General features: G+C 67.2%; 14 protein-coding genes. 9 read left to right on the forward strand and 5 right to left on the reverse strand.

Annotated features, from left to right (window positions below; all coding sequences use genetic code 11):
- Window positions 1-3 precede the first annotated feature (3 nt).
- Window positions 4-828: a glutaminyl-peptide cyclotransferase gene (locus CGUA_RS03865; protein WP_290197778.1), complete on the reverse strand. Its 825-nt coding sequence runs from the start codon at window positions 826-828 to the stop codon at window positions 4-6.
- 28 nt (window positions 829-856) lie between these two features.
- Between CGUA_RS03865 and CGUA_RS03870 the strand changes: the two genes are divergently transcribed.
- Window positions 857-1,642 carry a DUF3027 domain-containing protein gene (locus CGUA_RS03870; RefSeq protein WP_290197779.1) on the forward strand — a complete coding sequence of 262 codons (786 nt, stop codon included), beginning with the start codon at window positions 857-859 and terminating at the stop codon, window positions 1,640-1,642.
- On the opposite strand, the gene CGUA_RS03875 is transcribed toward CGUA_RS03870, so the two are convergent.
- On the reverse strand, window positions 1,639-2,358 hold the full coding sequence (locus tag CGUA_RS03875) for an aminotransferase class IV (RefSeq protein ID WP_290197780.1): 720 nt from the start codon (window positions 2,356-2,358) through the stop codon (window positions 1,639-1,641). The two genes, CGUA_RS03870 and CGUA_RS03875, sit on opposite strands and share 4 nt — an antisense overlap.
- A gap of 261 nt (window positions 2,359-2,619) precedes the next feature.
- Here CGUA_RS03875 and CGUA_RS03880 point away from each other — a divergent pair, with 261 nt between their 5' ends.
- Window positions 2,620-4,140, forward strand: coding sequence for an NCS2 family permease (locus CGUA_RS03880; protein WP_290197781.1), 1,521 nt, complete (start codon window positions 2,620-2,622; stop codon window positions 4,138-4,140).
- A 77-nt stretch (window positions 4,141-4,217) separates the two neighbouring features.
- Entirely contained in the window at window positions 4,218-5,057 is an 840-nt protein-coding gene (locus CGUA_RS03885; RefSeq protein ID WP_290197782.1) for a TrmH family RNA methyltransferase, read from the forward strand.
- Here CGUA_RS03885 and CGUA_RS03890 read toward each other — a convergent pair.
- The 3 genes from CGUA_RS03890 to serC form a co-directional block, all read right to left on the reverse strand.
- Complete coding sequence (locus tag CGUA_RS03890) at window positions 5,054-5,977, reverse strand: DUF6928 family protein (protein ID WP_290197783.1); 924 nt, start codon at window positions 5,975-5,977, stop codon at window positions 5,054-5,056. The two genes, CGUA_RS03885 and CGUA_RS03890, sit on opposite strands and share 4 nt — an antisense overlap.
- Before the next feature lie 32 nt (window positions 5,978-6,009).
- Window positions 6,010-7,239 (reverse strand): septation protein SepH, encoded by a 1,230-nt coding sequence (gene sepH / locus CGUA_RS03895; protein ID WP_290197784.1) that lies wholly within the window; start codon window positions 7,237-7,239, stop codon window positions 6,010-6,012.
- Between the two features lie 186 nt (window positions 7,240-7,425).
- Complete coding sequence (serC, locus tag CGUA_RS03900; protein WP_290197785.1) at window positions 7,426-8,562, reverse strand: phosphoserine transaminase; 1,137 nt, start codon at window positions 8,560-8,562, stop codon at window positions 7,426-7,428.
- 549 nt (window positions 8,563-9,111) lie between these two features.
- Here serC and CGUA_RS03905 point away from each other — a divergent pair.
- The 6 genes from CGUA_RS03905 (at window position 9,112) to CGUA_RS03930 (ending at window position 15,163) form a co-directional block, all read left to right on the forward strand.
- Window positions 9,112-10,437, forward strand: a complete 1,326-nt coding sequence (locus CGUA_RS03905; protein ID WP_290197786.1) for a citrate synthase — start codon at window positions 9,112-9,114, stop codon at window positions 10,435-10,437.
- 193 nt (window positions 10,438-10,630) lie between these two features.
- Complete coding sequence (locus tag CGUA_RS03910) at window positions 10,631-10,990, forward strand: FKBP-type peptidyl-prolyl cis-trans isomerase (RefSeq protein WP_290197787.1); 360 nt, start codon at window positions 10,631-10,633, stop codon at window positions 10,988-10,990.
- A gap of 33 nt (window positions 10,991-11,023) precedes the next feature.
- Complete coding sequence (locus tag CGUA_RS03915; protein ID WP_290197788.1) at window positions 11,024-11,890, forward strand: aldo/keto reductase; 867 nt, start codon at window positions 11,024-11,026, stop codon at window positions 11,888-11,890.
- A 437-nt stretch (window positions 11,891-12,327) separates the two neighbouring features.
- Window positions 12,328-12,606, forward strand: coding sequence for a DUF485 domain-containing protein (locus tag CGUA_RS03920; RefSeq protein WP_290197789.1), 279 nt, complete (start codon window positions 12,328-12,330; stop codon window positions 12,604-12,606).
- A gap of 5 nt (window positions 12,607-12,611) precedes the next feature.
- Window positions 12,612-14,267 (forward strand): monocarboxylic acid transporter, encoded by a 1,656-nt coding sequence (locus CGUA_RS03925; protein WP_290197790.1) that lies wholly within the window; start codon window positions 12,612-12,614, stop codon window positions 14,265-14,267.
- A 38-nt stretch (window positions 14,268-14,305) separates the two neighbouring features.
- Window positions 14,306-15,163 carry a hypothetical protein gene (locus CGUA_RS03930; protein ID WP_290197791.1) on the forward strand — a complete coding sequence of 286 codons (858 nt, stop codon included), beginning with the start codon at window positions 14,306-14,308 and terminating at the stop codon, window positions 15,161-15,163.
- Window positions 15,164-15,178: the final 15 nt, after the last annotated feature.

Consider the following 15,178-nt stretch of genomic DNA (forward strand, 5'->3'; position numbering starts at 1 on the left):
GCGTCAGGACACCGGGACGAAGCGCACCTCGTAGAGGTCCGGCCAGCGCTTCCCGGAGAGGTAGAAGTGGTCCGACCCCGGAATCGCCGCGATGCCGTTGAGGACGTTGTCCGGGTCCGGGGCGGCGTTGTTGGGGATGGTCGAGCCGTCGATCACCCCGGTGGTCCGGCCGGTGGCCGCGTCGATGCGCAGGATGTCGGTGTCGGTGAAGACGTTGGCGTACACCTCCGGGCCCTCGGGCCCGTTCACGCACTCCAGTTCGTTGAGGCCGGTCACGGGCGCACCGTCCAGCGTCACGCTGACCCGTTCCACCTCCCGGAAGGTCGCGGGCTCGAGGCGGCGCAGCTGGGAGGTGCCGTCGGACATGAGCAACTCATCCTGGAAGGAACACAATCCCCAGCCCTCGCCCGGGTAGCGGACCCGACCGACTTCCTCGAGAGTGTCCGCGTCGCGCCGGTAGGCCACCCCGGACTGCCAGGTCAGCTGCCAGACTGTGTCACGGTGGCGCGTGACCCCCTCTCCGAAGTGCTCCCCGTCGATGTCGCGGGAGAGCACCTCCCGGCCGTCGAGGGTGCGCCGGTACACTCGTGATTCGCCCCACTGGCCCGTGCCGACCAGGAGAGTGCCCTCCGGCTCAACCTCCAGGCCCTGGGTGAAGCTGGATTCGTCGAAGGGGTGGGTGTCCACGATCTCGACGCCTAGGCGCTCCACGTCTGTCGTCTCCGGGCCGGGGTCCGAGGAGAGCGCGGCGGACGAGCTGCCCGCACAGGCGGCCAGCGCGGACGCCGCGAGTGGAACCATGAGCAGGACGGGGATTCGGGATGCCATGCCACTATCTTGCACCACATGGCCCATAATGGCTGGTGTGTCATCCTCACGCCGAAACTCCACGCCATCCTCCCGGGGCTCCGGGGCCAAGAACAATCCACTGCTGAGCTCGCGGGCCGTCGGCATCGCCCGCGCGGCCCTGGAGGAGCTGGGGGAGGGCGAGGTCGGTGAGCACATCGGCGTCGCCGGCATGAGCCGAAACGTCGCGACCCACCGTTTCGCCGCCGACCTCCCCGGGTACCCGGGCTGGGAGTGGAACGCAGTCCTCGCCTGCGCCTCCGGCTCCACCTGGATCACGGTCAATGAAGTGGCGCTCGTGCCGGCGCCCAACGGCGAAGCGCTGCAAGCGCCGGAGTGGGTCCCCTACGCGGACCGGGTCCGCCCCGGTGACCTCGGCCCGGGCGATCTCATGCCCCCGGCCCCCGATGACGTTCGCCTCACCGACGATCCCTCCGATCCCCGCGCTGTCGAGCTGGTCGCGGGCGCGGATCTGAGCAAGCGGACCAACTACCTGACCACGACGGGGCTGCGCGAGGCCGTCGACCGCTGGCGCACCGGCGACTACGGACCGACCTCCGAATTCGCGGAGAAGGCCCGGCTGCACTGCCGAACCTGTGCATTCTTCCTGCCCGTCGACAAGCCCATCGGCCCGACCTTCGGCGTATGCGCCAACGAGTTTTCCGCGGACGGCATCCTTGTTCACGCCACCTACGGGTGCGGGGCCCATTCACAGACACAGGTCCAGGAGACCGATGACACCGGCGCGGCTCAGGTCGCCGACGTCGTCTACGACGACGAGCGGCCCATCTTCTAGATTTCCTCGGCCCGTGCCCACCGGGCGGCCTCGGCGGCTTCAGCGGTGGGAATGAGGCCGCGTTCGCCGTCGACGAGCAGCGTCGCCGGGCGTTTGGTGCGGTACTCCATCCAGTGGTCGATGCGGCGGATGCCGAACACTGAGTTCAATGTCCAGGTTTCGCCGCTGAAGATCTCCTTGAGGCTGAACCCCTCGTCTTTGCGGCGGGCGGTGATCCCGAGGCCGCGGAGCCAGTCGAGCGTCGCCTCCAGCGTCACTGAGGGGGTCGTCTTCGGGTGCCCGGAATACAGGACCGTGTTGGGCTCCTCCCGGGGGAAGACGAGCAACGCCGAACGCAGGGAGGAGACGATCGCCCCGTCGTCGGTCTGCAGCAGACTGTCGTGGGCGCCGGCGCTCCGGGCCAGGAGCACCTGCTGGTTCTGCCATCCCATGTCCGGTCCTTTCACCAGCGGGCGGCGCCGCTCGTCGCGGACCGGGATGGCCGCGACGATGTTGCCCTGGTGTGCGTTCAACGGACGACGGATGACGGTCGCCTGTCCCTCGGAACCGGTGATGACGGCGCGGTAGTCGTCGCCGCCCAGTCGGCCCAGCTCCTCCCGGATCTGCGCCATGCGGTGTGGAGAGACGGAGGCGCCGTCGCTGATGCGGGCGAGGTGCGCGCCCAGGTTCGGGGTGCGGCCCCCCTCAACGGCGAAGGTGGTGACGTGCTCGGACATCGTGCTCCATTTCTGCAGGACTGCGGGCGCCTCCCGGAGGCCTCAGGGCTGCGTTGCCCCGGCGACGCGCGGCGGTCAACTTACCTTCACCATATTGCCTGACGCTGGCATTACACGAACGCTTGGGGATCTTTTGTGGAAACTGTTCCGGAGTGGCACCCTGTTTTCGTACAATTTCATTAATGTCACCTTGAGGGAAGCCCTGGCCTTGTGCCTGAGCTCCTCAGTGGCCAGGCGACTACGATTCAGGAGCCCACCCCCATGACCGAAAAACAGAACGGCACCACCGCATCCGCGGGGGCCGCGGACACTTCGGAGACGCCCTCCGGCGCCACCGCGACGCACCCGCGCACCCCGAGGAACGGACTCGACCGTTTCTTCCACATCACGGAGCGGGGGTCCACCGTCGGCACGGAAGTGCGCGCCGGCGTGGTCACGTTCTTCGCGATGGCCTACATCATCATCCTCAACCCGCTGATCCTGGGCACCGGGGCCGACGCCGACGGTACCGTCCTCGGCGTCAACCGTGTCGCCGCGGCGACCGCCCTGGTGGCCGGTGTGATGACCATCCTCTTCGGCGTCATCGCCAAGTACCCCTTCGGCATCGCCGCCGGCCTGGGTCTGAACACCCTGGTCGCGGTCACCCTCGTCGGTGGCCACGGACTGACCTGGCCGGAGGCCATGGGACTGGTGGTCATCGAGGGCGTCATCATCGTCCTGCTGGCCATCTCCGGCTTCCGCCAGGCGGTCTTCACCGCCATCCCGCAGTCCATGAAGGCCGCGATGAGCGTCGGCATCGGTGCCTTCATCGCCATGATCGGCATGGTCAACGGCGGCCTGGTCACCCGTGTGCCGGACGCCGCCATGACCACCGTCCCTGTCGGGCTCGGCGTCAACGGCTCCATCTCCACCTGGCCGACCGTCGTTTTCATCCTCGGCCTGATCCTCTGTGCCGTCGCCGTCATCCGTAACATTCCGGGCGGACTTTTCCTGGCGATCGTCGTCACCACCGTGATCGCCGTCATCGTCGAGGCCGTCGTCGGGCTCGGCTCCTCCGCCGAGAACCCGGGCGGCTGGGGCCTGGCGGTCCCGGGCATGCCGGACTCGCTGGGCGGCGCCCCCGACCTGTCGATCGTCGGCCAGGTCGACCTCATCGGCGCCTTCACGCGCATCGGTGTGCTGGCCACTTCGCTGCTGGTCTTCACCCTGCTGCTGGCCAACTTCTTCGACGCCATGGGCACCATGACCGGCTTGGGCAAGCAGGCCGGCCTCAGCGACAAGGACGGCAACCTGCCGGGCATGCGTAACGCCCTGGTCATCGAGGGCCTCGGCGCCGCCGCCGGCGGCCTCGGCTCCGCCTCCTCGGCCACCGTCTACGCGGACTCCTCCGCCGGCATCGCCGACGGCGCCCGTACCGGCCTGGCCAACGTCGTCACCGGCGTCCTGTTCCTCCTGGCCATGTTCTTCACCCCGCTCTACGAGATCGTCCCGATCGAGGCGGCAGCCCCGGTCCTGGTCATCGTCGGTGCGATGATGATGGCCGGCGTCGTCGACGTCGACTGGACGAAGTTCTACATCGCGCTGCCGGCGTTCCTGACCATCGTCGCCATGCCGTTCACCTACTCCATCGCCAACGGCATCGGCATCGGCTTCATCGCCTTCACCGTCTGCTACGTCATCGCCGGCAAGGCCAAGGACGTGCACTGGATCATGTGGCTGGTCTCCCTGCTGTTCGTGGTCTTCTTCGCCATCGACCCGATCACCACGGCGCTGGGCCTCTAGCCCCGACTGCGCACCACGCCCCGTCGACAAGCGGTCTTGTCGGCGGGGCGTTTCGCGTCCGCGATAAACTTGCGCGCATGCAGCGCACCCAGATCACCGACCCCGCGGATCCCCGGCTGGACGACGTCCGCGACCTCAACCACTCCGACAACCGCCCCGACCTTCCCGGCGGCAGGGGACTGGTCGTCGCGGAGGGGCCGCTGGTGGTCTCCCGCCTGTTGGAGTCGCGTTTCCCGGCCCGCGCGCTGGTCGGCTTCCCGGCCAAGCTGGACTCCTTCCTCGCCGAGCACGGTGATCTCGTGCCCGGGGACCTGCCGGTCTACGAGGTCTCGCGCGAACTGCTTGCCGAGGTCGCCGGCTTCGACATGCACCGCGGCCTCCTCGCCACCGCCGACCGCGTCCCCGAACTCGGCGTCGCTGAGGCCATCGCCGGAGCCCGTACGGTCTGCGTGCTCGAGGGGGTGGGCGACCATGAGAACATCGGCGCGATCTTCCGCAACGCCGCCGGCCTGAGCGTCGACGCCATCCTCTTCGGCAGCGGCGCCGCCGACCCGTTGTACCGGCGCAGCGTCCGGGTCTCCATGGGCCATGTGCTGCGCACGCCCTTCGCCCACCTCGAGGGCACGTACACCACCTGGCAGCGCTCCCTGCAGGAGCTTCGCGACGCGGGCTTCCGCCTCGTGTCCATGACCCCCTCCGGGGATCAGAGCCTGGCGCAGGCGCTTGTCGACGCCGAGGGCCGTCCCTGGGACAAGGTCGCGCTCCTGGTAGGGGCGGAGGGCCCGGGTCTTACCGAGCATGCGATGAGGGCCACGGACGCCCGCGCGGTCATCCCCATGGCGCCGGGCACCGATTCACTCAACGTCGCCACCAGCGCCGCCATCGGCTTCTACGAAAGGCTGCGGGCGCTCAACTAATCGTCCAGCTCCCGCGGCCGGCGGGGCTGACGGTCCGTGTAGCGCAGCTTCCTCGCCGCCCGGCCCAGTCCCTGGCCGGACGAGCGCAGCCGTCTGCGCAGGGCTCGGCCGACCCGCTTGAGTGCGGCGCCGGTGGCCTGCGCCCATTCCCGGAATTCCTCGCCCTCGTCCGCCACCCCCTCGGCGTAGTCATCGTAGTCGCCGCGGGCCACGCCCAGCCCTAGTTTGGCCGCGGCATGCTCGCTCAGCTCCGGCACCGGCCCGGACCGGCGGCCGCCCCGCTCGAGCACCTTCGGCTCCGGGCGCCCGTCCACCGCGAAACCAACGACCTCGATGTCGGGGCCCTCCGGACTGACGTCCACGCCGAGCCAGGCGCGCTCGGCGCCCCGGACGATGTCCGCCGGGATGAAGGGCAGGTAGAGACCGCCCCGCTGCACGCTCTTCTCGCCGGCCCAGTAGTCGGCCTCGAAATACTCCGGCAGACCGACGTCCTCGATGATCCACTGCGACACCGCGCAGAGGGAACGCTTGAGCACGCCGTCCTCCCAGCGGGCGAAACCGCCGAATTCGTGCTTCTCGTTGCGGGCGAAGGCGAAGAGCCGATCCCAGGGCAGCGAGGACAGTAGTTCTTCGCTGAGGTCCGTCAGACGATCCACCCCATCGACCCAGGTCTGGACCACGGCGACGCCGGGAAAGCCGCCGATGTAGAACTCGGCGACGTCGGCGGGCTCAGAACGGTTGAGGGGGAAGGTGCCGATCGGGGTGACCGGCCACGTGGGATTGAGCTGGGCCAGATACTTACGCCCGAAGCCGCGGTCCGCGTGCGGCTCGGCCGCCAGGACCGGGGCGGGGTCGTCGACCGTGACAAACCACAGGGTGACGTTCATGCCGTCCACGGGGGACTGGTCAATGGAAGACATCGCTGCGGATCCTCTCTGAGCTCTGCGTGGGCCTAGCTGCGCGGGCGCTTGGTGTTGGAGCGCACGCCCAGCAGAACGTCCTCCCAATGGGGGGTGACGGACTTGCGGCGGCGCTTGGCCGGCTGGGTCTGACCCGCTGGTTCCTCCCTCGGCTCGCCGTCCCCCGTGACCTCGGTTGCAGAGTCGGCTGCCGCGGAGTCGGGCACCGCTTCCAGCTCACCGGCCCCCTGCCCGTCGGCGTCGTTGTTGCCCGTCCGCGGGGCCTCGTCCTCGTCGTTGAAGCTGGCGGCATCGCCGACCACCACCTCGAGGTCGTGGTCCTCCCCGCTGTCGTAGCGCTCACCTCTGCTGATCGGGGAGAGGGCTCGCACCGGTTGCATGAAGTTCGGATCGGTCAGATCGGCGGCCACCGCGTCGCGTGCCTCCGCGGTGGGGGAGGATGAGTGGTGGTTGCGCAGTACCCACTCGGCGTAATTGTCGCTGAGCCCGGCCCGCCAGCTGATCCGCACGACCCAGGCATTGCCGGGCTCCTTGTAGGAATCCCACGTCGCGTCAGCCAGGCTGTGCCCGCGGGTGCCGAACGCGGCGGCGAGGACTTCCCAGAGGGTGAGCTTTGCCGGACCGTCTTCGCGCACCGGATGCGCCTGCTTGGCGATCGTCGCCATCCGCTCACGTTCCAGCATCACCGGATGCGCATAGGGCTCGACGCGGGAGAAGGCCACCTGCATCTCGTCGGCCAGTTCCTGGGTGCTGGCGCCGGCGCGGATGCGCTCCTGGATGTCGCGAGGTCGCATGGTCAACGGGTTGGAAAACAACGGATCCGGCTTCGGTAGTCCGCGCTCGCGCTCCTGGCCACCGCTCGCCGCCCCCCACCGTGGTCGGGTGGGGGAGGAGCCCCCGGACGCTCCCTCGGCCTCGGCGCCCGAATCCGCCGCGGCCGGGGCGGCCTGTTCCGGCTCGCCGGACTCCTCGGACGGCCCCGGTGTCTCGGGAGTCTCAGGCACGTCCGGGACGGGCGTGAGCACGCTGACCGGGGTGAGCGAGACCGTCTCGTCGACGGTGCGGTCAGTGAACGGAGCATCGTCGGCGGCGGGGGCCACCGCGGCGGACTCAACGGGATCGGCGCCAGCGGAGTCGACGCCACGAGCGATCAGCGCGCGGAGCCCGTCGGTGACCGGCAGCCGGTACTCGTGACCGTCCTGGTCACGCAGAAACAGCGACTCTGCGGTCGAGCTCTCGACATCGACACTCAGCTCGCGCATCCAGACGTCCTTTCTTGATGGGGCGGTTGACACCTGCCGCCGTTCCCGTTCTCGGCGGAGCGGGGGTCCGCCTCGCCAGTCACGGCAGTGATGGATGCCAGCCTATCGCAGAAAGACCGAGGACCCGGTGAGCAGGAGCACAGCGTGTGATCCTGATGACCGGGTCTTCAACGGAAAAGGCGGGGGCTACTTGCGGCCGACGCCCTCAGCGAGCAGGTGATCGATGGCCCTGGTCAGCTTTTCGACGTCCGCAGTCTCGATGGCCGGGAACATGCCGATGCGCAACTGGTTGCGGCCCAGCTTGCGGTACGGCTCGGTGTCCAGGATTCCATTGGCGCGCAGGGCCTTGGCCAGCTCCGCGGCGTCGACGGACTCGTCGAAGTCGATGGTGCCGACGACCAAGGAGCGGGCGTCCTTGTCGGTGACGAAGGGGGAGGTGACCTCGTTGGCCTCGGCCCAGTTGTAGAGGGCGTCGGAGTTGGCGGTGGTCCGCTCGACCATGCCGGCCAGGCCACCGTTGCCGTTCATCCACTTGACCTGGTCCGCCAGCATCAGCAGGGTCGCGACGGCCGGGGTGTTGTAGGTCTGGTTCTTGCGGGAGTTGTCGACCGCGGTCTGCAGATCCAGGAAGGCCGGGATGAAGCGGCCGGACTCCTTGATCTTGGCGATGCGCTCGATGGCCGCCGGGCTCATCGCGGCCAGCCACAGGCCACCGTCGGATGCGAAGGACTTCTGCGGGGAGAAGTAGTACACGTCGGACTCGGCGATATCGACCGGAAGGCCGCCGGCGCCGGAAGTGGCGTCGATGACGACCAGGGCGTCGGTGTTCGGGCGGGTGACCGGGACCATGGCGCCGGTGGAGGTCTCGTTGTGGGCCCAGCCGACAACATCGGCGTCGACGCCGTCGAGCTGGCTCGGGGCCGGCGCGGTGCCGACTTCGCCCTCGACGACGGTCGGCTCATCCAGCCACGGAGCCATCTTGGCGGCCTTGGCGAACTTGGAGGAGAACTCACCGTAGGAGAGGTGGGCGGACTTCTTCTCGATCAGGCCGAAGGTCGCCGCATCCCAGAACGCGGTCGCGCCACCGAGGGAAAGGACGATCTCGTACCCCTCCGGGAGGGAGAACAGCTCGGACAGGCCCTCGCGAACCTCGCCGACAACGTTCTTGACCGCCGGCTGACGGTGGGACGTGCCGATGACGGACTGGGCGCCGTCGACCACTGCCTGAACCTGCTCCGGGCGGACCTTGGACGGGCCGCAGCCGAAACGTCCGTCAGACGGAAGCAGCTCAGCCGGGAGGGTGGGGTAGGTCGATTCGCTCATCAGGGGATGCACCTTTCGGGCCGATTAGAAAAATACAGAGACCGATCCGGCCACCCGCCGTCAAGTTCTCGACGTGATATTGGCCACGTGACCGGGCAGAAGGTGGTCGATCGTTCATAAAGGCTACTCGGTGCACCCGCCACCCGCGTAGGCGACGGAGAACGGGTAACCCACAACGGGGTAATACCAAGGAAGCGCTACGAAACGGTCGTCCGATCGGGGGTAGGTGGGGTGGAGTCCCGCGTGTCGTCAGCGTCACACGGTTGCTAGGCTGACTGGTGCTCCGCCCGGCCAAGGCGAACCCTTGTTCGGGCCGGTGGAAAACTACACACACCTGCTGAAACCTGTCGGGTGGAGTGGGTTCACGCTCGCGTGGGCCCCCCCATCTGGAGGGGGAGGGTCAGGGACGCAAACGGATTCGCCGTCAGGGTGGCCGTAGCGAAACCGGACACCTCCACGTTAGCGTTGAGGTGCATTAAAGGACCGGTGGCCAAGGGTCACCGCGAGGTCACGTCGCCTGGCGCTCCTGCGCACCCAGGCGGACGGGCGATGACAACCGAGATCGAAAGGTTAACTGTGGCAACTGACAACAAGGACAAGGCAGTACTCCACTACCCCGGTGGCGAGTACGAGATGGACATCATGCGCGCTACCGAGGGCAACGATGGTGTTGTCCTGGGCAAGATGCTGGGTGAGACCGGCCTGATCACCTTCGACCCGGGTTATGTCTCCACCGGCTCCACCGAGTCGAAGATCACCTACATCGACGGTGACGCCGGCATCCTGCGCTACCGCGGCTACGACATCGCCGAGCTGGCCGAGAACGCAACCTTCAACGAGGTCGCCTACCTGCTCATTCGTGGCGAGCTGCCGACTGTTGATGAGCTGCACACCTTCAACAACGAGATTCGTCACCACACCCTGCTGGACGAGGACTTCAAGTCCCAGTTCAACGTGTTCCCGCGCGATGCCCACCCGATGACCGTCCTGGCCTCCTCGGTCAACATCCTCTCCACCTACTACCAGGACCAGCTCAACCCGCTGGACGAGGAGATGCTGGACAAGGCGACCGTTCGCCTCATGGCCAAGGTGCCGATGCTTGCGGCCTACGCCTACCGCGCCTCCAAGGGCTCCCCGTACATGTACCCGGACAACTCGCTCAACGCCCGCGAGAACTTCCTGCGCATGATGTTCGGCTACCCGACCGAGCCGTACGAGATCGATCCGGTCCTGGTCAAGGCCCTGGACAAGCTGCTCATCCTGCACGCCGACCACGAGCAGAACTGCTCCACCTCCACGGTCCGCATGATCGGCTCCGCCCAGGCCAACATGTTCGTCTCCATCGCCGGCGGCATCAACGCCCTGTCCGGCCCGCTGCATGGCGGCGCCAACCAGGCTGTTCTGGAGATGCTCGAGGACATCCAGAACAACCACGGCGGCGACGCCACCGAGTTCATGGACAAGGTGAAGAACAAGGTGGACGGCGTCCGCCTCATGGGCTTCGGTCACCGGGTCTACAAGAACTACGACCCGCGCGCCGCCCTGGTCAAGGAGCTCGCACACGAGGTCCTCGAGCACCTGGGCGTCAACGACGAGCTGCTCGAGCTGGCCATGAAGCTCGAGGAGATCGCACTCCAGGACGATTACTTCGTCTCCCGCAAGCTCTACCCGAACGTCGACTTCTACACCGGCCTGATCTACCGCGCCATGGGCTTCCCGACGGACTTCTTCACCGTCCTGTTCGCCATCGGCCGTCTGCCGGGCTGGATCGCCCACTACCGTGAGCAGCTCGAGATGAACACCAAGATCAACCGCCCGCGTCAGATCTACACCGGCGAAACCCTGCGCACCTTCGTGCCGCGCGAGGAGCGCTAGGCGCGACCGCGCCGTGCCCGGATAAAACCAGGCGCACCGTGCCCAGCCTCCACGGCCGGACCCGCTGTCGACCTATACTTGGTCGAAACGGGTCCGGCCGTCGGGTTTTCCTCAGAGCGTGCACCTTATTCGATGCACGTTGGCGACCATGCTGGCCGGACCCACCGTGCACCCCATGCGCTAGGAGAACCACATGGAAAAGCCCCAGATCGATCAGATTGACGGTCCCGCCCCGTCCGAGCTCGTGTCCACCGACCTCGTCGTCGGCGACGGCAACGAGGCCGTCGCCGGCGGAATGGTCGAGGTCCATTATGTGGGCGTCGACTTCGAGACCGGCCAGGAATTCGACTCCTCGTGGGATCGGGGACAGTCGATGGAGTTCCCGCTCAACGGCCTGATCGCCGGCTGGCAGGAAGGCATCCCCGGGATGCGGGTCGGCGGCCGCCGACAGCTGGTCATCCCGCCGGAGAAGGCCTATGGCCCCGCCGGGGGCGGACACCCCCTGTCCGGCCGCACCCTCGTGTTCGTTATCGACCTGATCAACGCGAACTAGACCAGCTGCGAACCGCCTGAGAAAGGGTCTGCCATGACCGCACGAGAAGTTCCCTCCGTCACGCTCAACGACGGCAGGGAGATGCCGCTGATCGGGTTCGGCACCTACAAGATCGTCGGCGCGGACGCGGAGAGGGCCGTCCGCGAGGCGATCGACGCAGGGTACCGCCACTTCGACACGGCCTCCCTCTACCAGAACGAGGAGGAGCTGGGCAAGGCGCTGCGCGCCGCAATCTCGGCGGGGGACGTCACCCGCGAGGAACTTTTCGTGACCACCAAGGTCTGGCAGGACGGGCAGGGCGCCGTGCGGCTTCCGCAGGCGTTCCACGCCTCGCTGAGGCGGCTGGGGCTGGACTTCGTGGACTGCTACCTCATCCACTGGCCGTGGCCGCAGGGGGGCCTGTACAACGAGACCTTCGAGGCGATGGCGCGGATTCAGGGGTTCGGCCACATCCAGAACATCGGCGTCGCAAACTTCAACGAACGGCTGCTGACGGACCTGATCGAGACCACGGGGATCGTCCCGGTCCTCAACCAGGTCGAATGCCACGTCGGTTTCACCCAGCAGCCGCTGCGGGAGCTGCACAAGAAGCACGGCGTCGTCACCGAGGCGTGGGCGCCGCTGGGGCGGGGTCGGCCGTTGACGGATCCCGACCTCAAGGCGATCGCCGCGCGCCGGGAGAAAAGCGAGGCCCAGGTCGCGCTGCGCTTCCTCCACCAGCTCGGGATCTCCGTCGTGCCCAAGACCTCCTCCGCCGCCCGCATGGAGGAGAACATGGGCATGCTGGATTTCCGTCTCAACCGCGACGACATGGAGGTTCTCCTGTCGAAGGACGGCGCCGACGGCTATGGGCGTTATTCCAACGACCCGGAGGAATTCCCGGGTGAAATAGGTTACTAATACCTGGTGGCCGACTGATCGTCGGCTGTTATTAACCACGGCCCATCTGCGGATTTACTGCAGATGGGCCGTGAATATATATCCGGGGTCACTACGTAACGGTCTTTCTGCAGGTAACCGGATTCATGGGGGTGAAACTTTCGGATAATGCAGTCGCGCATATCGACAGAAGTGTCCGGATCGCGTTGAATCCGTCACATGCTTCGATGTGACCTGAACTACTGATTTGGTCATCCTCGAGGCCGCGCCACCGACGTGGCGTGACCAGACACACCGCCTGGTGTGGCATTTCCGTACCACTGTTCTATAGAAAGGTAGGGGGACAGATGACCGATCATTCCTCCCACTCCGTACACGCAGCGGATGCTGCGGGTCCGGGGGGCGCTCCGGTTGCGCCGTACGTGCGCCGTGAGCCCACCGCAGAAGAATTCTCTGCGATGCAGCGCAGCCCTGAGTTCCGGGACCTCAAGAAGACCTACCGTCAGTTCACCTTCCCGATGTCTGTGGCCTTCTTCATCTGGTACGTCCTCTACGTGCTCGTGGCGACCTACGCCTCCGAGTGGATGGCGACCCCGATGTGGGGGATGAACATCGGTATTTGGTTCGGTCTGGCCCAGTTCCTCACGACCTTCCTCATCACCGCCCTCTACGTCGTCTACGCGAACCGAAACATCGGTCCGAAGGCCGCCGCCATCCGTGAAGCAATGGAGGATTAAGAACAATGAACACGATCATCCTTGCTCAGGAGGCGACCCCGGAGGGGACCGGTAACCCGATCCTGAACATCGCCGTCTTCGTCGCCTTCATCGTGGTGACCCTGACCATCGTCTCCCGCGTGGCCAACAAGCCCTCCAAGAACGCGGGCGACTTCTACACCGGCGGCGCCAGCTTCTCCGGCACCCAGAACGGTCTGGCCATCGCCGGCGACTACCTGTCCGCGGCTTCCTTCCTCGGCATCGTCGGCTCCATCGCCATCTACGGCTACGACGGCTTCCTCTACTCGGTCGGCTTCTTCGTCGCCTGGCTGGTGGCCCTGCTGCTCGTCGCGGAGCCGCTGCGTAACGTCGGCAAGTTCACCATGGCCGACGTGCTCTCCTTCCGCCTGAAGCAGAAGCCGGTCCGCGTGGCCGCCGCCCTGGGCACCCTCTTCGTGTCCCTGTTCTACCTGATCGCCCAGATGGCCGGCGCCGGCTCCCTGGTTTCGGTCCTGCTGAACATCCACTCCTTCTGGGCTCAGGCCGCCGTCGTCGCGGTCGTGGGCATCATCATGATCGCCTACGTCCTCATCGGCGGCATGAAGGGAACCACCTACGTCCAGATGATCAAGGCCGTCCTGCTCGTCGGCGGCGTCGGCATCATGACCGTCCTGGTCTTCGTGGCCATCAGGGGCGGCATGGGCGAGCTGCTCGACCGTGCGATGGAAATGCACGCCAGCTCCGACCGCATCGTCGAGGAGGGTTACCAGCCGGAGGATCTCCTGGCTCCGGGCCTGCAGTACGGCGCCACCTGGGCCAAGCAGCTCTCCTTCGTCTCCCTGGGCCTGTCGCTGGTCCTGGGCACCGCCGGTCTGCCGCACGTCCTCATGCGCTTCTACACGGTTCCGACCGCCAAGGAAGCCCGCAAGTCCGTCGTCTGGGCCATCATCCTCATCGGTGCCTTCTACCTGATGACGCTGGTCCTCGGCTACGCCGCCGGCGCCCTGGTCGGTCCGGACCGCATTCTCGCCGCCCCGGGTGGCGCCAACGCCGCGGCCCCGCTGCTCGCCTTCGAGCTCGGCGGCTCCCTGTTTATGGCGCTGATCTCTGCCGTCGCCTTCGCCACGGTCCTGGCCGTCGTCGCCGGCCTGGCGATCACCGCCTCCGCGTCCCTGGCGCACGACATCTACAACGCCGTCCTGCGCAACGGCCAGGCCACCGAGGAGGAGCAGGTTCGCGTCTCCCGCGCCACCGTCGTGGTCATCGGCATCCTGTCCATCATCCTGGGCATCCTGGCAATGCAGCAGAACGTCGCCTTCCTGGTCTCCCTGGCCTTCGCCATCGCGGCGTCCGCCAACCTGCCGACCATCCTGTTCTCCCTGTACTGGCGTCGTTTCAACACCGCGGGCGCCCTGGCGTCGATGTACACCGGCCTGATTCTCTCCCTGGTGCTCATCTTCTTCTCCCCGTCGGTCTCCGGCACCCCGACCTCCATGGTTCCGGGCGCTGACTGGGCGTTCTTCCCGCTCACCAGCCCGGGTCTGGTCGCCATCCCGCTGGCCTTCCTGGCCGGCATCGTCGGCACCTTCCTGGGCAAGCCGGACAACCTCGACCACCTCGCGGACGAGATGGAGGTCCGCTCGCTGACCGGCGTCGGCGTCGAGGCTCCGGTCGACCACTAGTCGCTCGCACTGCGCCTCTGGCGCTAGCATTAACTCCCGTGTCACATGTTGAACGCGGGAGTCGGCGAGGCTCCACCAAGGCCATCGTCGCGATACTGCTTCTCATCGCAGTCGCGGCGGTGGCCCTTGTCGTGGCCGTCGACAAGGGCCAGCGCACGCCTTCCGTGGTGCTGGCGGACGCCGCCCCGGCTCAGGCGGGCAGGCCCGCCACGGGCGGCTTCTCGACGCCCACCACCACCGTCAGGGCCACACCGACGTCGACGGCTCCCGACCGGCCCGTGATCGCCTCCCAGGCGACCTTCTACGACCTGACGCGGGACCGCGTCACCGGCACCGCCAACCAGCACGAGCCCTGGCCGGCGCTGAGTCTGGTCAAGCTCTACATCGCCGATCACGTCCTCGCCCACGGCAGCATCGAGGACGGCTACCTGGCGTTGGAGATGGTCGCCACCTCCGACGACGGTATCGCCGAGAGGCTGTACCGGAAGTACCCGGATTCGGTGCGCAAGGTGGCCACGTACTACGGCCTCGAGGACACCGTCGACGCTGGGTACTGGGGGCAGTCCTGGACCTCGATGTACGACGTGGTCAGCTTCCTCGGCCAGTTGCAGGAGCGGGATCCGCACAACCCGATCTTCACCGCCATGAGCTTGTCGACGCCCGCGGCCGCCGACGGCTACGCCCAGGACTTCGGCACGGCCACCCTGCCCGGGGCCTACGGCACGAAGTGGGGATGGTCCAACGACCGTTCGCTGCATTCCTCCGTCACCGTCGGACAGGGGTGGATAGCCGCGGCCGCCGTCGACGGGGGAGCACGAAAACTCACCGACTTCGCGAGCGCCCAGTTCGGGCGGCTGGCCGGTGACGCCGTCGACCGGGTGCGGGAGCAGTCCTGACGCACGCGTCGACAA

It is taken from the genome of Corynebacterium guangdongense, assembly GCF_030408915.1.
GTDB classification, from domain to species: domain Bacteria; phylum Actinomycetota; class Actinomycetes; order Mycobacteriales; family Mycobacteriaceae; genus Corynebacterium; species Corynebacterium guangdongense.